Below are 18,006 nucleotides of genomic sequence, written 5' to 3'. Positions count from 1 at the left end.
ACACATTACGAAGAATCATATGAATTAATCGATTTATGATGATTTGTACATTTTCATCCTCAATATAGACAAACCACAAAAAAGACAATAAAAAGAGTAAATACAATGCTTAGATTAACTTTTAAGTATCGCGTTTATCACCCTGTTTATCATTCAAGCGTCACCTCAATACATCACCCCAACACTGTGATTTTATTAAAAAAGCACTAATTTACACTAGCAGTGGGCAAGAGTTGCGTTTATGATCTATTCTTACTAATGGACACCTGATCTCAAGATGAGATTGGTATAAAAATTATAATAACTGGGGAATACAAATAGTAATGGCTCCTTTTAGGTTACTAATAGAAAGGCTGGGGAATAAATGAAACAGGCGTTCTGGAAAAAAGACTGGTTTGCGGGTCTTGCCATATGCATCCTGATTATTTCACTCGGCAACCTGGGCCTATTTGATAGTCTTGAGCGCGATGCTTATGACTTTGGCGTACGCTCATCAGAACGTGCACCCAGTGATAAAGTTGCCGTTATTTCCATTGATGATGTCAGCATTGAAAATATAGGGCGCTGGCCCTGGCCTCGTGATATTCATGCTGAAATGCACAAAATACTTAAAAAAGGTGGCGCCAAGGTTATTGGCCAGACTACCTTTTTTGTTGATCCCCAGATGGATCCAGGCATGCGTCATATACAGGACTTACTGGTTTTTTATGGTAATAGCAGTCTGCTTGAACTTGGCCCGAACACCTCTCCTTCACTCAATGCAGATATTGAAAAACTCGGCAAAAAATTATTAGCAGCTGAACTTGACCTCAATACTGACCAGAAACTGGCTGATAGCCTTACAGACACTGGTAATGTTGTGCTGGCAATGCATATGGGCATAGGTGCAAGTTATGGTAAACCTGATAACGATATGCCCAATTATGTCACCCGTAACAAATTAACCAATGTAAAAAACAACCCGGTAACAAATCCCGATAACGAATTACCTCTACCCGTTGCTTTTGTGCTCTACCCTATTCAAATTGTTGGCACACAGGCAGATAGTATTGGTGCTCTGGCAGCATACCCGGATACAGATGGCAGCATACGCTCTGAGCCACTGGTTGTTGATTATTTCGATCAAATGTACCCTTCCCTGTCACTTCAACTGGCTTTACGCAGCTTAAACCTGTCAGCCAAAGATGTGACCATTAACCTGGGTGAAAGCGTGCAACTAGGGCGTTTATCCATTAAAACCAGCCCAAACCTGTTAATGAATACCTTCTTTTATAATGACATCAATGATAACAGCGCATTTACGGTTGATTCATTTTATGATGTTTTGCAGGGTAAAATCCCGGCTTCAAAATATAAGGGTAAAATTGTACTGATCGGTGCAACCGCCACCGGTGTTGGTGATACTCAGGTAACGCCAATTGATGCGAATATGGCCCCGGTATTAACTCTGGCACATTCTGTTTCCAGCATACTGAATGAAGACTTTTTTATCGAGCCTGAATGGAGCATGTCTGCTATTGCAGGTATAACGTTATTCGTAGCACTTTACATTATTATACTGCTACCGCGTCTCAAAGCCGGACTCTCTGCCTTTATTACCCTATTCCTGTTTATTACTTTATTTATTACCCATTACATATTAATGACAGATAGCGGCCTGTGGTTACAGCTGGTTAATCCATCTATCCTGCTCGTAGTAGGTCATTTACTATTAACCACCAAACGTTACCTTTCAACTGAAAAAGGCAAACTGGCACTGGATGCAGAATCTGCGGAATCTAATCGCATGCTGGGATTATCACTACAGGGACAGGGACAACTGGATGCAGCATTTGATAAATTCCGTCGCCTGCCCAAATCACCTGAAGCACTGGAATTACTATATAACCTGGCACTGGATTTTGAGCGTAAACGTCAGTTTAATAAAGCCGGCTCTGTATATCAGGTAATGAAAGATATTGATCCTAAATTCCGTGATATCAAACAACGCATTAACCGTGCAAGCGCAATGGAAGAAACCGTTATTCTTGGTGGTACTAACAGCTCACCAGGTGGCACATTAATGCTTGATGGCGGTGGTGTTGAAAAACCCATGCTGGGTCGTTATGAAGTTGAAAAAGAACTGGGTAAAGGCGCAATGGGTGCTGTTTATCTGGGTAAAGATCCAAAAATTTCACGTGTTGTGGCAATTAAAACCATGGCGCTTTCACAGGAGTTTGAAGAAGACGAATTACAGGATGTTAAAGATCGCTTCTTCCGTGAAGCTGAAACAGCTGGTCGTTTAAGCCATCCCAATATCGTTACCATATACGATGCAGGTGAAGAACACGATCTGGCATACATCGCAATGGAATTTCTTAAAGGCGGTGATATGGTGCAGTACGGTAAAGCCGATAAATTACTGCCGGTGACCAAAGTACTGGATATTATACGTCGCTGCGCTGAAGGCCTGGATTATGCACATAAAGCAAACGTTGTTCACCGGGATATTAAACCCGCCAATATAATGTATGAAATTGAATCCGATACTTTAAAGATCACCGATTTTGGTATTGCACGTATTACCGATTCAAGCAAAACAAAAACAGGCATGGTATTAGGCACACCTTCTTACATGTCACCTGAACAATTAGCCGGTAAAAAAGTCGATGGTAAATCAGACCTGTTCTCACTGGGTGTCATGATGTTCCAGTTTATGACCGGGCGTTTACCCTTCACCGGTGATTCAATGGCTACACTGATGTATAAAATTGCTAATGAAGCGCATCCTAAACCCGATAGTATCCGACCTGAATTACCTCGCTGTGTTTCGGTAATCATCAACCGGTCACTGGCTAAAGATCCGACAAAACGTTATCAAACCGGTGCACAAATGGCGGGTGATTTACGTAAGTGTTTACAGATAATTGCGCAGAACAAAAACAAAGCACAAGCTAAACCAAAGTCATAGATAGAATATTTCATGAGCCTAAAAGATAAAATCAACATCACAGGGATAACAGACGAAGGTCTGGTACGTGACCATAACGAAGATAGCATCGCCAGTGATGCAGATCTTGGTTTACTGGTGCTCGCTGATGGTATGGGTGGTCATAAAGGCGGTGAAGTTGCCAGTGCAATTGCAGTTGATTCTATTATGCAGGATTTAAGTAAAGCCCTGCCCCAGATAACAACTGGCACTACGGACGAAAACACAGGTTACAGCATTGAAAGCATGTTGATTGAAAAAGCGATCAAAGATGCAAATTTAAAAATATATACCGCGGCGCAAAACAATAAAAACTACGAAGGCATGGGAACAACGGTTGTTGTTTTATTACTTTATGATAATCGTATTACCGTTGCCCATGTTGGTGATTCAAGACTGTACCGTTTCAGAGATCGCACATTAGAACAGATGACACGAGACCATACCCTGTTACAGGAACTGGTTGACCGTGGTTTCTACACGCAAAAAGAAGCACGTGAATCTTTAAATAAAAATCTGGTTACACGTGCAGTTGGGGTAAGCCCGACCGTAGATGTTGACCTGCTCGAAGACATTGCACTGGTGGGTGACAATTATTTACTTTGTTCAGATGGTTTAACCGATATGATTCCCGATGATCTTATCGAAGATATCGAATTGAATTACCGTGACAACCAGAACAAAATGAATAAAGAATTAATAAAACAGGCCAAGGATCATGGCGGCAAAGATAATGTGTCAGTTATGCTGGCGCAGGTTTTAAAAGAATTCCCGGCTAATTCAGGCTGGTTTTCTAAATTTTTTGATATATTCTCTTAATATAGAGTATTTTTTGTAAACAAATATAGCTATTCAGGGCTTAAGATGAATAGTTACAAAAAACAGGTAGCAGAATGGCAACTATACAAATATGTTTCAACGGTGGAGTAGAAAACGAACTTCAGCTGGATAAAGAAACCATGACCATTGGCCGTAAAAGTGACAATGATATCCATCTGGATAATCTGGCTGTAAGCGGGCACCATGCCAAAATACTCACCATTCTCAATGACTCATTCATTGAAGATATGAATAGTACCAATGGCACTTACCTGAATGGTTCCCTCGTTAAAAAGAGCGCTCTGTCAGATGGTGATGTTGTAAAAATTGGTAAACATGAAATTAAATATATCAATGAAAATGCCAGTTCAGGTGATGATTTTGAAAAGACCATGATCATCAATCCGGATTCGGATGGTATGCAGGAAACAGAAGGCAGTAAGGAAATAGATAAATCAGTTGGTGCTATTGTTGCCGAAATTGCTTCTTCCGATTCAGGAAAATCCAGCAATCAAAATGCAAAAATACGCCTGGTAAGCGGTGCAAATAGCGGCAAGGAACTCGCACTTACAAAAGTACTAACCACATTGGGTAAACCCGGTGTACAGGTTGCTGCAATTACACGCCGACCTACAGGATACTTTCTGATACATATAGATGGTGGAGACAACGGAGATCGCCCTAAAGTTAATGACGAGCAAATAGGCTCACGGGCTCACCCGCTTAATAATAATGATGTGCTTGAAGTTGCCGGTGTTAAAATGTCGTTCTTTTTTGAATAAAAACCGACTTTAAATTAACGATAAAAAAAGCCTCCAGATGGAGGCTTTTTTTATTTCTAACTATTTCTCAGAACTTATCTCTATTTATTATCATTTCGTAATTCAGCAATCACCTGCTCAATATCAGAAACCGATATTGAATTAAGTGTTTTCAACGCAGCCGGATAATTAAACTCCGATATTTGTTCTGCCAGAAAATCAACTTTACCACCAAACACCTGTTTTAATATCTTCTCTACCTTAAAAAACTGTTCATTAACAGATGCATCATCGTGTAATAAAAGAGACTCCAGGTTCTTTAGTGTTTTTATAATCTCCTCATGAGATATAAGTTTATCCAACTCACGCTTATCTTCTATAGTAATATTTTTCAGTAAGCCATGAAATTCTTGTTGTCTGGCGTTTAAAACTTTCATCTCTTTTGAATACGTCTTTTGACTCTGTGCATCATGATGTTTCAGTTTATCTTCAAGTGAACTTGCTGCCCCCTGCAAATCAATCAAGCCTAGTGTTCCTGCTGCGCCTTTTATTGAATGCACCAGATTTCTAGCCAAATCATATTCTTTGTTATCAAGTTCCTGATTAATTTTATGAATATCAGCACCATGTATAACATCAAAATGTTTCAATTGACGCAGGTATGCCGATAAATCACCTCGCATATTTTTAAGTCCTTTAGAAACATTCATGCCTTCAAACTTTTCAAATTCTTTATAAACTAATTCTTCAGTTACATCTCCGTCTTGATGCTTAGCTTCCATTGAGTTATAAACCAAGGCCTCTTTACGATTAGGTAACCATTTAATAATAGTTGAAAAAAGATTATCCAGTTCAATCGGTTTAGCAATGAAATCATTCATGCCAGCTTTTTCACAGGCGAGACGATCTTCTTCAAAAATATTAGCTGTCATAGCAAGAATGGGAATTTCTTTTTTATCATTCATTGAACGAATAATAGTCGTTGCTTCAATGCCATCCATTACGGGCATTTGCAAATCCATTAACACCAGATCATAATCTCTGGCACGAACTTTATCGACAGCCTGTTGACCATCTTCGGCTGAATCTACATCCAGCCGAGCAGCATTTAATAATTCTGTTGCCACTTCACGATTAATATCATTATCTTCTACAAGTAATACTGAAGAACCGTAATAATAGGTTTGTAACTCAGTTTCTGAATCCAGCTCTTTTACACTCTTTTCATCAGGTAACACACCGTACCCACGACCTAACGAGGCAGTAAACCAGAACGTACTACCTTTACCGGGTTCACTTATGGCACCTGCTTCCCCGCCCATCAATTCAGCCAGATGCTGAGTAATCGCCAGCCCTAAACCCGTACCACCATAATTACGTGTGGTTGATACATCAGCCTGTTCGAATGCATCAAACAAACCGGGTAAAATATCCGGATCGATTCCAATACCCGTATCTTCTACTTCAAAACGTACCAATACTTTTGCATCCTGCTCTTCAAGTTTTATAGCGCGTAAAAAAATACTACCCTGTTCTGTAAATTTAACCGCATTGACAGCATAATTTAGTAAAGCCTGACGAATTCGTGTCGGGTCACCGGTTAACCAGATAGGAACACTATTTTTATCAAACTCAATTTTCAAACCTTTATTTTCAACCTGTTCTCTCAACATGGATTGCACATGATCAAATATGACATTCAGATGAAAATTTGTGTTTTCTATAACAAGCTTACCCGATTCAATTTTTGATAAATCTAAAATATCATTTATAATTGATAATAAATGAAGCGCCGATGTATCTATTTTGCTCAGTCTTTGTTTTTGCTCAATGTTCGGATTTGCACGCTGCAATAAATGAGTAAGTCCGATAATCGCATTCATTGGTGTGCGAATTTCATGACTCATATTTGCCAGAAAAGCACTCTTTGCCATATTAGCTGATTCTGCTTTTCGTTGCGATTCAGCCAATTCTCGAGTACGTAGAGCAACTAATTTCTCAAGATTATTTCTATGCTCGTCCAGCTCTTTTGCCATCTTTTTCTTTTCTGTAATATCTTCTTTTACGCCAACATAATGACTAATTTTTCCATCAGACTGAACAATAGGACTAATATGTGCAAACTCAATATACTCCGTTCCATCTTTACGTTTATTATTAAACTCGCCTTTCCAGACTCGACCCTGGGTTAAATTCGCCCACATCTTTTCGTATTGTTCTGGTGACGTATTACCGGATTGAAGCATACGAGGATTTTCACCAACCACCTCATCAGCACTGTAGCCGGAATTAATCGTAAATGCAGTATTAACATATTCAATTTCTGCATTTGTATTTGAAATAACAATACTCTCCGGGCTTTGCTCTACCGCTTGAGCTAACTTATTTAATTTTTCTTCTATTTCTTTTCGCTCTGTAATGTTTTCTATCATGCATAGATGTCTGGGGTGAGTTCTGTCATCAACCGTCATAGGAGTTATCGTCATGTTAATCCAGACATAAGTTCCATCTGGCTGTACATAACGTTTATTCATATTAAAACCGGTGGTTTTACCTGAATTCATTAATGCCATATTATCAAGATCTTCCTGCACATCATCCGGGTGTGTAATTTCAATCCAGTCAATATTTTCCATTTCTTTTTTCGTTCTACCTGCAATATCTGCAAATTGCTGGTTAACATGATAAATTTCACCTGTTAATGAATCAATAACAGCGACACCTAATGGCGCTTCTTCAAAAATAGTTCTGAATCGCTCCTCACTCTCTGATAATTTTTTCTCAGTAATTTTACGTTCTGTAATATCAGTGATTACACCCTGATAATATATAACCTCACCTGATTCATTTCGCTCAACCATTGTTCGATCATCAATCCAGCGTGCTTCACCCTGTTTTGTCAAAATTCTATAAACCTGATGGAAGACAACTTCTCCACTGGTGGAATAATGAATAATTTCACTGGCTACCTTTGCAACATCATCAGGATGAATAATAGATACGTAAGGCACGTCGCCTGAAATAAATTCATCTGCTGTATAACCAAACTGGCTTATATTATTTGATACTAATTCAACTGGCCATCCTTCAACTGCTTTCCAGCGAAACAATACAATCAAACTATTTTCAATAATTAAATTTGCCTGCAGTAAATCATCCTCTTCCTGTTTCCGTTTGGTTATATCGATAATAACGGCAATAAAAACTTTCGGATATTCATCTGTTAACTCTAGATGAATTTCAGTTGGATACAGACTATTATCTTTACGTTTATGATTGCTTGTAAACATGATTTTTTGCTTTTCTCCACTGCGTAGTGGTGCAATCAGCTCTGCAAATGATTCACTCGTTAGATCGGGTTTAATATCGAATGGTGTCATTACCCTTAACTCGTCCATTGAATAACCAAGATTATCGCGAGCGGCTTTATTCACATCAATAAAATGTAAATCTTCACTATCAAAAACATATATTTCATTTAATGAACTTTCAAGTACACGAGTAAAACGAATATTCTTTCTGTCAGATAATTTACGTTCTGTGATATTTCGCACAAGAACAATTAACTGGTTTATTTTATTAACCCTAACCAGACGTGCTTCAAAAATAGTCTCTCTCTGTGACAATTCTAAAGCATATTCATAAGTAATCACTTCACCACTACGCCAGGCTAATTGCATTTTATCTCTGAATTTTTCTGCTAGTTCGCCAGGCAAAACATCCTGCATGCGTTTACCAATAAATTCTTGCTCTGGAACATAAAGGTCAGATTTATTCTGCGCACGATAATCAAGAATTACACCGTCTTCTGTCAAGCGAAAAAAGAGATCAGGTAATGCATGAAAAATCGTATCAAGTGAGTACTCTGCCTGATCACGCTGTCCCTGCGTAATCAACTGAAGTTTTCTTCTTTGTTGTATTAAAACGCCTCCTATCAATACTGCAATCATAGACAGAATCAGAGACAACCTCACCCAGAATAAATCACGTCTTAATTCACCATAAAACTCATTCGAATCCATTTTTGCTATTAAATACCAGGGTGTACCTACTACCCTTTGTGCAATCCCCACCACGGGTTCTTTTCGGTAATCAATACCATAAATAGGCTCACCAGGTAGAATTCGACCCTCTGCAACCTGCACAGCTAACACGTTACGCTCACTCATTGGCACATACAGTTTTAAAGCAGATTCTCTTTTATGCCGTAATTCATTTAAAAAGAGAATATTTTCCCCGTGCTGTTTAAATAAAAGCGTCTCAGCACTTTCACTGGGCAATGGCCAGTTTTTTAAAAACGGAAATAAAAATGTATTATTATCAACCAGTATAACCACTGCAATATCAGTAACACCTTCGATAGGAATAACAAAACCTAGCTCTAAGTGACCTTTCGTTCCATCGTATTCATGATATAAATCGGTAAACTGAACTTCATGCATATTAAAAACACGTTGTACAGTAGAGTTCAATATCGATGAAATGTGGCCGTGATCAGCGGTGTCAAATAAGGAATTACCCTGTTTATCAATTACCAGTATTTCCTTATAATCCATTACCTTCTGTAATGTTTTAAAACGCTGAATAATTTGATCTCTTGCATTAAGATCACCCGTAGTGCGCCATTGTAATAAAGCTTTACTGATCAAGTTAGACGTTCTTAACATCTCAGCGTCCCGATTATGTTCTGCTATCCAGTCACTGATTTGATTTGCCTTGAGTAAAGCAATAGCTCTCATCTGAGCAATATTGGTTGTTTCATGTCGTACAGATAATTTTTTAGATAATATGACACCCAATAAAAATATTAATATTAGAATAATAAATACAGACAAACCCAGTAATCGAGTATTTCGGTTAAATGATAGATTTTTTTTCATCGGACTCGATTTTTTATTTTTTGATTCATGACTTATTTAATACCAGCTCATTACTGGTTTTCACTTTGATATTTACGCGCAATTGATACAAATTCATCGAAGCAAATAAGAAAAGCATCAGTTATGTCTGGATCAAACTGATGATTACGTTCTTCGATAATAATATCTCTGGCTTCTTCAAATGACATGGCGGGTTTGTAAACACGTACGGTTATAAGTGCATCAAACACATCTGCCAGTGCCATAATTCTTGCGGACAATGGCACATCATTTCCTGCCAGTCCATCGGGGTAACCATTACCGTCCCAATGTTCATGATGCCAATGCGCAATTTCTTTCGCCAACCCCAGGAATTCAACCGACTCATCAACATCTTTTTCTGCATGTTCAATCGCACGTGCACCCATCTCAGCATGGGTTTTCATAATGGCCCACTCTTTTTCATTCAGTGAGCCGGGTTTAAGCAATACATTATCCGGAATACCCACCTTACCAATATCATGCAGTGGAGCCGATTTGGTTAATAGTTCAATGTAATGATCAGTAATGGTATTGCTAAAGCGAAAATTTCCCTGTAACTGTTTTGCCAGTACCTTCACATATGACTGGGTACGTAATATATGGTCACCGGTTTCCGGGTCTCTAATCTCGGCCAGGTGCGCCAGCGCCCGAATACTCACATTCTGAATAAGTTGATTTTCCTGCATACGACGAGAAACTTCCGCCTCAAGATAATCATTCTTGTCATTGAGAAAATCCTGAGCCTGTTTGAGCATTAAGTGTGTTTTAACACGGGCAAGTAATATTGCTGGTTTGATTGGCTTGGTAATATAATCAACTGCACCCATGGCCAGACCTTTTTCTTCCTCTTCTTCACTATCCATGGCAGTAAAGAAAATAACCGGAATATCACGAGTCGTTTCATCCGACTTTAATTTCTGTAACACCGCATAACCGTCCATTTTCGGCATCATAATATCAAGCAGTATTAAATCAGGGCGAGGATCTGAATTAACAATCTGCAATGCCCGTTCGCCCGAATTGGCAGCGCGAACACGGTAATGACTGTCAAGAGTCATGTTTAGAACTGTTAAGTTAGTGGATTCATCATCAACAATCAGTATTGTTTTATCACCCATACAAAATGTCTGCTTATTTAAAGGTATACAGGTATTTTAGGTTAAATTTCACTTATTTGTGACTGATCTGCGACAATGACAGGGCATTCTATGATACTCAACCTGAGGAATCAGACACATCAGAGCTCCCCCTTGATAATCCAGAACTCATCACTCTGACTCTCGTTAAAAGCAGATCTTTTCAATAAACTAACTATTTCTAGCTTAACAATTAAACCTTAAACTGCTGAACTAATTGCTGTAACTTATTTGCAATATCAGCCAGATCAATACTTGATGCTGACGTTTGTTTGGCCCCTTCGGCAGTAGACTCACCAACCGTATTGATTGTTACCACATTACGGTTAATTTCTTCTGCTACATTATTCTGCTCCTCCGCCGCACTTGCTATCAGTAAGTTCTGTTCGGAAATAGAATCAACCGCATCCTGAATTTTTGATAATGCGGAACCCGCCTCTGCCATTTTTTGCTTTCCAGCACTTGAGCTTTCCTGGCTATTTCCCATTTCAACGACCGCATTTTTTGATGCCGATTGCAGTTGCTGAATCATACGTTCAATTTCACTGGTTGATTCCTGAGTTCTTGAAGCAAGGGTTCGCACTTCATCTGCAACAACCGCAAAACCTCTGCCCTGTTCACCAGCTCTTGCAGCTTCTATAGCAGCATTTAAAGCCAACAAATTAGTTTGTTCTGCAATACCCTTAATAACATCTAATACGCCACCTATGATTTCAGAGTCTTTCTCAAGCTGCTTAATTGCTTCCGCTGCTGTTGTAATATTAGTCGCAAGTGAATCAATTTGCGTAATACTCTGTTTAACTATGTTGAAGCCTTCTGATGTCTGAGTTTTAGCTGTTTCTGCACTGTGGGATGCAGTTTGAGCATTCAGGGCCACTTCCTGTACGGTTGCGGTCATTTCATTCATCGCTGTTGCCAATTGATCTGTTTGCATATGCTGATCCTGCAAACTTGTGTTCGTTTGTTCTGATATTATCGACACCTGTTCTGCTGCTGCAGATAAATTCAGGGTATAACTATTAAGATCTCTAATAATAATTTGTAGCTTCTCAATAAATAGATTAAATGATCCAGCGATTAAACTAACTTCATCCTTACCTTCTACTTTTATCCGCTTGGTTAAATCACCATCCCCCTCAGCAATATCCGATAATGCTTCATTGATATCGGTTAGCTTTTTCTGAATAAACATCTGGTAAGTAAAGAAAAAGATTCCCATAAACATAAGTGCTGCAATAATGATTCCGCTTACAACCAGCATACTTACCTGATTGACTGCGGCCAGTTGATCATCAATAGGTATATTAATCTCAAGAACACCGCGCAAATCATCCAGTTGCCAGTCATTTTTTGGTGTTAGTGGATGACTGTTATGACAACTGACACAGGCACTACTCACCATAGTATCTGCAATACCCACCCTGACATTTGTAATGCCAGCAATATTTTCCACTTTTACAAATGATTGCCCCGTATCAATGGATAAAGCAGCCCATGCATCATTGCCAAACTGGTCATTTTCTCTGCCAGCCCGGTTTGGAAATGGATATGCACTATATAATTTAAGACTGGTACCGGCCTCTGTTAATAACTCACTCAGATCATGAATCAAAGTGGCTGGTAATGGAACAGCACCAGGATCTTCCTGATGATTAAAAGAAGGTTTTAAATCTGAACCCTTAAGTACTTTTTTTATAACGTTATTGACATAATACTTACGTAGCACTTTGAATTGTTTGACATTATTCTCAGCAGTCACTACTGCATTCTGTATAACATTCTGTTCAAGAAGGCGGGGAATATAAATAAAAGCAATGAGAATACCGATTATATAAATAACAATAAATGGAATAAATAAACGCCAGAAAATACTATTTTTATTTAAAACAGCCATAAATTTCTCGATTTAATTTTATCTATATCTTGTGTATTATAGGTGTTATTTATTAAGAAATGACAACAAACTGCCGTATTCTCAGGAACTGACTCATTTTATGATAACTATCAACTATATTCATATTATCGATTAATTTAAGAGCTTTTATACATGTCACAATTACAGGGTGGTATTAACCGTCAAAGCCATACTACCGACCTTGAAATCATCAAGCAGAAACGTGCTGCATTACAGAAACTGGTCAAACTCACCAGTATGCTTCATCAACTGCATCAGGGATTACAATCCGTTATTCTAATGGGCAAATCAGCAGCTCAAATTCCTGAAAAGATAGTTACAAAATTCAAAACACTTACGGAAAGTCTGAAAGAAAAACCCACTACAACACTTAAAAACACCCTGTCTGCAACAGATGTAAAAATAGATCGTGATATTAAACATGTGCTGGAAATTTCACAAAAGAGTAATGAGTTACTTGAGCAGGAACTGGGTGCGACAGGTACTAAACTGACAGATGCCTTAAAAGATGACTACCATGATTTTGTAAATAGTTTCAAAAAGAAATCACAGGCATCCATTACGCTACGTATTACACTTAAAACCCGTAAAGCGCTGGTAAATGCTTTCAACCTGCCGGTACCTGAATCGTTCATTAAAAATCAGATAATGTCGCTGGAAGTTAAAGAAGGTGAATGTCGTAATTTAATTAAAAAAGATATGAGTAGTTTACAGTCTGACGTTAATGTTTTATTAAAACAGGATGACTGCCCTGAAGAAGTTAAAAAAATTCTATCCGAAATAAAATCTGAATTAAAAAATAATTCAGATCATTTCGAATCTGGAAAGTCTCTTGAAGAAATGCCTATCATGTATGAAAGCATTGAATTATCCGGTGCCCCACAGGTGGTTGAAGAAGTGGAAGTAATTATCAATCCACCTAAAGAAGAAACTGTTGAAAATATAGAAAATGAAACTGAAGCCAAAAAGAAAAAAGCCGGTTTCTTCAAACATTTTATGAACTGGTTAAAAGCCCCCTGGGATAAAGGCTGGAAAGATACCGAATAGTTATTTCTTACCTCATGTATTAAACACCTTCAGCATCAGATAATAACCTGAAAATACCATATTTAAACCTGTATTAATCGACAGTATTATTGTTAAAAGCTCCATGCCCTGTCTCAACTCATCACAATCAACTTAATTACCTGCTAAACTCAAACGCATCAAATGACAAAGGAGCTGGAAATGATCAAACTCACTATCAATAACAAAAGCCATACTCTGGATGTCGAGCCCGACATGCCATTGCTCTGGGCTATTCGTGATGTAGTTAATCTAACCGGCACCAAGTTTGGTTGCGGAATGTCACAGTGCGGAGCCTGTACGGTGCATGTGGATGGCATTGCAACTCGTTCCTGTGTTACCCCTGTCAGTGCAGTAGAGAACAAAAAAATAACAACCATAGAAGGTGTAAGCTCCAGCCCTGCCAAAGCTGTTCAGGATGCATGGCAAGACCTTGATGTTGCCCAGTGCGGCTATTGTCAGTCCGGTCAGGTTATGCAGGCCATCGATTTACTTACCCATAACCCCAGCCCCAGCGATAAAGACATTGATGCTGCCATGTCTGGCAATATATGTAGATGTAATACCTATGTACGTATTCGTGCTGCCATACATCAGGCCGCTAAAACTCTCGCATAAAGGATCGCTGAAATGAGTAAAGATAATCATGTAATTAATGTAAGTCGTCGTAACTTTTTAATTAAAGGCGCAACCGTTAGTGCAGGTTTAACTCTAGGAGTGTATCTGGGCGGATGTAATGACAAATCAGGCAGTAACGTAGAAGCCGGCCCGGGAATTGCGGGTGACAAAATTGCTGTTGATGTAACCGAAGAATTTGATGTAAATGCATTTGTACGCATTGGCACAGACAATACGGTTACGGTAATAATGAAACATCTTGAAATGGGTCAGGGAAGCCACACGGGCCTGGCCACACTGGTTGCAGAAGAACTGGATGCAGACTGGAGTCAGATTAAATATGAAGCCGCTCCGGCTGATGCCAAACTCTATAACAATTTATTCTGGGGCCCGACTCAGGGCACAGGTGGTAGTACTGCCATTGCAAATGCCTATACACAAATGCGCAAAGCCGGTGCTACTGCACGTCACATGTTAGTGAGTGCGGCCGCTCAGCAATGGCAGGTTGAAGAAAATGATATTGACGTTAAACAGGGGCGTGTCATTCATAACACCTCAAACCAGTCTGCCAGTTTTGGCGAGTTAGCTAAAGCCGCATCACATCAGACCGTTCCAGAAGATGTACTGTTAAAAGATCCGGACGATTTTGTTCTTATTGGTAGCAAACTACACAGAAAAGACAGCCGGGGAAAAACGAATGGTAAAGCTATTTATACACAGGATATAAAATTACCCGGAATGCTAACCGCAGTGGTCGCTCACCCACCCCGCTTTGGCGCAAACGTAAAATCTTTTAATGCAGATAAAGCCAGAAAAACAAAAGGTGTATCTGATGTAGTACAGATACCTAATGGCATAGCTGTGCTTGCAGATAATTACTGGAACGCTAAAAAAGGCCGTGACGCTTTAACGATTGAATGGGACAACACTCAGGCATTTAAAAAGAGTAGTGATGAAATTCTCGACAACTATAAACAACTGGCAAAAAAAGAAGGTCTGTCTGCAAGGGCAGATGGTGATATAAAACTGGCTTTTAAAAATGCCGCGACAGTTTTAGAAGCAAGTTATGAATACCCGTATCTTGCCCATGGCACAATGGAACCAATGAACTGTGTTATTCAGATTAATGATAATGGCGTAGAAATATGGAATGGTGCTCAGATACAGACACTGGATCAGCTTGCAGTCGCTAAAACACTTGGCATTAAACCTGAACAGGTAAAAATCAATATGCTCTTCGCCGGTGGCTCATTTGGCCGACGTGGAAACCCTCACTCTGATTATATTGTAGAAGCGGCTACTATTGCTAAAGCAATAAATGGTAAAGCCCCTGTTAAGTTAGTCTGGTCAAGGGAAGATGATACGCAAAATGGTTATTATCGCCCGCTTTATTACCACACACTAAAAGCGGCGCTCGACAAAAAAGGTAATCCTGTTGCATGGCAACACCGCATTGTCGGGCAATCAATTATAGCTGGCACCGCATTTGAAGGCGGGTTAATTAAAGATGGCATTGATGGAACATCAGTAGAAGGTGCTGCGAACATTCCCTATACCATTGATAACATAAAGGTTGATTTACATACTCCCGTATTACCCGTACCGGTTCAGTGGTGGCGCTCAGTAGGTTCAACGCACACAGCATTTTCTGTTGAAACATTTATTGATGAACTTGCCAGTGCAGCAAAACAGGATGCATTTTCCTTTCGGCGTGAATTGCTGAAAAAGCACCCCCGTCATCTGGCGGTAATGGAACTGGCCGCAGAAAAAGCGGGCTGGAATAAAACGCTTAAAAAAGGTCGTGGCCGCGGTATAGCAGTACACGAATCGTTTAATACATTTGTTGCTCAGGTAGCTGAAGTTACCGTGCATGATGACAGTAGTTTTAGTGTTGACCGGGTCATTATTGCAGTTGACTGCGGTGTAGCGGTTAACCCTGATGTGATTCGTGCACAGATGGAAGGTGGAATGGGTTATGGCTTGTCCGCGGCCCTTACGAGTAAAATAACATTAAAGGACGGTCTGGTTGAACAGTCTAACTTTCATGATTACACTGTATTACGTTTAAATCAGATGCCTTCTGTTGAAGTACATATTATAAAATCATCACTGCCACCCAGTGGTGTAGGTGAACCCGCTACTCCAGTTATTGCACCAGCAGTAGCCAATGCATTGTATGCTGTTACGGGTAAACGATATTATCAACTTCCGTTACCTCAAAACGTTTAGGAAAGAGAAAATGCTCGACAGTGATCAGGAAATATTACAAACCGCTCTCAACTGGCTGAAACAGGGTCACCAGATCACACTCATCACTGTTTTGAAAACATGGGGTTCATCACCCAGACCGGTCGGCTCACTAATGATTATACGTAGTGATGGACTACACGCCGGTTCTGTCTCTGGTGGTTGTATTGAAGAAGATTTACTCAGTAGAGTTAAACAAAACCAACTAACAAATAACGAAAAAAACAACCACCCCACTACCCTTGCCTATGGTAGCAATAACCAGCTGGCTGAACGCTCAGGTTTGCCCTGTGGTGGCAGGATCGAATTATTAGTTGAGCAGTTAGAAAACAGATTACAACTTGAAACGATTATAAATAAAATAAACAAAGGTCAGCTGGTTTGTCGACGTGTATGTTTAAACACAGGTGAAGTTAGCCTGCACCCGGCCAGTGCTACAGATGAGTTTAGTTATCACGACAATACGATTAAAAAAGTATTTGGCCCTGCCTGGACAATACTACTAATTGGTGCGGGTCATTTATCACAATACGTGGCACAAATTGGTTTGATGCTCAATTATCATATTATTGTATGTGACCCGAGAGAAGAATATCAAATAGCCTGGCCGTTAAAAGAAATAGAACTAATTAAAATAATGCCTGATGATGCCGTTAAAGAAATAAGTAACCACCAACGCTCAATCGTATTAACCCTCACTCACGATCCGAAACTTGATGATATGGCTCTATTAGAAGCCTTAACGCTTAACTGTTTTTATGTAGGCTCACTTGGCTCAAAACGCAATAATGATAATCGTCGTAAACGTCTGGCAGAACTGGAGCTCTCACCACTGCAGATAAAACAGTTACACGCTCCAGTTGGTTTACCAATAGGTAGCCACACACCTGCAGAAATTGCTGTTTCAATTATGGCGGATATTACTGCTAACAGAAATTTATCTGTAAATATATCGAATGATGGCAAAAGCCAGATTGCACAAAATAATATTAATGTTGCATGAGTAAAATAACCGGCATTCTACTAGCGGCAGGTCAGAGCACCCGGTTTGGCACAAACAAACTAATACACGTTCTGGATAATGGTAAAACCATCGCATTACAGGCAGCAGAAACATTATTACAGGCCTGCCCGCATAGCATTGCTGTCATTAGTCCAGACTCAACCAGACTACTAAAATTATTTACTAACAACCATTATACCGTTATAACAAATACCCGATCTCATAATGGCATGGGTAGCAGCATTGCCTGCGCTATTAATGAAATAAAAAAAACAGACGCCTGCTTAATTGCTCTGGCCGATATGCCCTTTATTAAAGTTGAAACGATTAACAGCATATCTCAACAGTTAAATAACAATAAATGCATCATTGCTCCAACTTATAAGGGAAAGAGAGGTCACCCTGTTTTATTCAGCAAACATTTTTTTCCTGAACTGGCTGAATTATGTAATGATAAAGGAGCAAGGGACATAATAAAAAATAATAAGAAATATCTGAAGCTTATTGATGTCAATGACGCAGGCATAATCAAAGATATAGATACAATAAGCGATATAAATTGATAACAGGCAA

At 39.3% G+C, this 18,006-nt stretch carries 11 protein-coding genes; 8 read left to right on the top strand and 3 right to left on the bottom strand.

Translation table 11 applies throughout. From position 1 onward, the window contains the following. Positions 1 to 364: 364 nt before the first annotated feature. The 3 genes from DIZ80_01975 to DIZ80_01965 all read left to right on the top strand — a co-directional run bounded on the left by DIZ80_01975 (position 365) and on the right by DIZ80_01965 (position 4,569). Positions 365 to 2,950, top strand: coding sequence for a serine/threonine protein kinase (locus DIZ80_01975; GenBank protein RDH85718.1), 2,586 nt, complete (start codon positions 365 to 367; stop codon positions 2,948 to 2,950). A gap of 12 nt (positions 2,951 to 2,962) precedes the next feature. Beyond that, the gene (locus DIZ80_01970; protein RDH85717.1) at positions 2,963 to 3,787 is read left to right on the top strand and encodes a Stp1/IreP family PP2C-type Ser/Thr phosphatase; all 825 of its coding nucleotides are present in this window, start codon (positions 2,963 to 2,965) and stop codon (positions 3,785 to 3,787) included. A 74-nt stretch (positions 3,788 to 3,861) separates the two neighbouring features. Continuing rightward, complete coding sequence (locus tag DIZ80_01965) at positions 3,862 to 4,569, top strand: hypothetical protein (GenBank protein RDH85716.1); 708 nt, start codon at positions 3,862 to 3,864, stop codon at positions 4,567 to 4,569. An 80-nt stretch (positions 4,570 to 4,649) separates the two neighbouring features. Here DIZ80_01965 and DIZ80_01960 read toward each other — a convergent pair whose 3' ends face one another. The 3 genes from DIZ80_01960 to DIZ80_01950 all read right to left on the bottom strand — a co-directional run bounded on the left by DIZ80_01960 (position 4,650) and on the right by DIZ80_01950 (position 12,479). Further along, complete coding sequence (locus tag DIZ80_01960; protein RDH85715.1) at positions 4,650 to 9,428, bottom strand: hypothetical protein; 4,779 nt, start codon at positions 9,426 to 9,428, stop codon at positions 4,650 to 4,652. Between the two features lie 50 nt (positions 9,429 to 9,478). Further along, on the bottom strand, positions 9,479 to 10,567 hold the full coding sequence (locus tag DIZ80_01955) for a two-component system response regulator (GenBank protein ID RDH85714.1): 1,089 nt from the start codon (positions 10,565 to 10,567) through the stop codon (positions 9,479 to 9,481). Between the two features lie 211 nt (positions 10,568 to 10,778). Then, entirely contained in the window at positions 10,779 to 12,479 is a 1,701-nt protein-coding gene (locus tag DIZ80_01950; protein ID RDH85713.1) for a methyl-accepting chemotaxis protein, read from the bottom strand. Positions 12,480 to 12,632: 153 nt separating this feature from the next. Between DIZ80_01950 and DIZ80_01945 the strand changes: the two genes are divergently transcribed. The 5 genes from DIZ80_01945 to DIZ80_01925 all read left to right on the top strand — a co-directional run bounded on the left by DIZ80_01945 (position 12,633) and on the right by DIZ80_01925 (position 17,996). Beyond that, entirely contained in the window at positions 12,633 to 13,547 is a 915-nt protein-coding gene (locus DIZ80_01945) for a hypothetical protein (GenBank protein ID RDH85712.1), read from the top strand. A 180-nt stretch (positions 13,548 to 13,727) separates the two neighbouring features. Continuing rightward, positions 13,728 to 14,183 (top strand): hypothetical protein, encoded by a 456-nt coding sequence (locus tag DIZ80_01940; protein RDH85711.1) that lies wholly within the window; start codon positions 13,728 to 13,730, stop codon positions 14,181 to 14,183. A gap of 12 nt (positions 14,184 to 14,195) precedes the next feature. Continuing rightward, positions 14,196 to 16,412 (top strand): twin-arginine translocation pathway signal protein, encoded by a 2,217-nt coding sequence (locus DIZ80_01935; GenBank protein RDH85710.1) that lies wholly within the window; start codon positions 14,196 to 14,198, stop codon positions 16,410 to 16,412. Between the two features lie 10 nt (positions 16,413 to 16,422). Continuing rightward, the gene (locus DIZ80_01930) at positions 16,423 to 17,433 is read left to right on the top strand and encodes a hypothetical protein (GenBank protein RDH85709.1); all 1,011 of its coding nucleotides are present in this window, start codon (positions 16,423 to 16,425) and stop codon (positions 17,431 to 17,433) included. Then, positions 17,430 to 17,996 carry a nucleotidyltransferase family protein gene (locus DIZ80_01925; protein ID RDH85708.1) on the top strand — a complete coding sequence of 189 codons (567 nt, stop codon included), beginning with the start codon at positions 17,430 to 17,432 and terminating at the stop codon, positions 17,994 to 17,996. The genes DIZ80_01930 and DIZ80_01925 overlap by 4 nt, the downstream gene beginning before the upstream one ends. Positions 17,997 to 18,006 lie beyond the last annotated feature (10 nt).

Origin of the sequence: endosymbiont of Galathealinum brachiosum (assembly GCA_003349885.1) — a bacterium.
Taxonomy (GTDB): domain Bacteria; phylum Pseudomonadota; class Gammaproteobacteria; order SZUA-229; family SZUA-229; genus SZUA-229.
Note: the sequence above shows the minus strand (reverse complement) of the source record. Positions and strands in the feature narration are given on the sequence as shown.

What these genes read in the sequence shown, in the direction of transcription:
- DIZ80_01975 (RDH85718.1), top strand. Translation starts at nt 365, where the DNA reads ATGAAACAGGCGTTCTGGAAAAAAGACTGGTTTGCGGGTCTTGCCATA.
- DIZ80_01970 (RDH85717.1), top strand. Translation starts at nt 2,963, where the DNA reads ATGAGCCTAAAAGATAAAATCAACATCACAGGGATAACAGACGAAGGT.
- DIZ80_01965 (RDH85716.1), top strand. Translation starts at nt 3,862, where the DNA reads ATGGCAACTATACAAATATGTTTCAACGGTGGAGTAGAAAACGAACTT.
- DIZ80_01960 (RDH85715.1), bottom strand. Translation starts at nt 9,428, where the DNA reads ATGAAAAAAAATCTATCATTTAACCGAAATACTCGATTACTGGGTTTG.
- DIZ80_01955 (RDH85714.1), bottom strand. Translation starts at nt 10,567, where the DNA reads ATGGGTGATAAAACAATACTGATTGTTGATGATGAATCCACTAACTTA.
- DIZ80_01950 (RDH85713.1), bottom strand. Translation starts at nt 12,479, where the DNA reads ATGGCTGTTTTAAATAAAAATAGTATTTTCTGGCGTTTATTTATTCCA.
- DIZ80_01945 (RDH85712.1), top strand. Translation starts at nt 12,633, where the DNA reads ATGTCACAATTACAGGGTGGTATTAACCGTCAAAGCCATACTACCGAC.
- DIZ80_01940 (RDH85711.1), top strand. Translation starts at nt 13,728, where the DNA reads ATGATCAAACTCACTATCAATAACAAAAGCCATACTCTGGATGTCGAG.
- DIZ80_01935 (RDH85710.1), top strand. Translation starts at nt 14,196, where the DNA reads ATGAGTAAAGATAATCATGTAATTAATGTAAGTCGTCGTAACTTTTTA.
- DIZ80_01930 (RDH85709.1), top strand. Translation starts at nt 16,423, where the DNA reads ATGCTCGACAGTGATCAGGAAATATTACAAACCGCTCTCAACTGGCTG.
- DIZ80_01925 (RDH85708.1), top strand. Translation starts at nt 17,430, where the DNA reads ATGAGTAAAATAACCGGCATTCTACTAGCGGCAGGTCAGAGCACCCGG.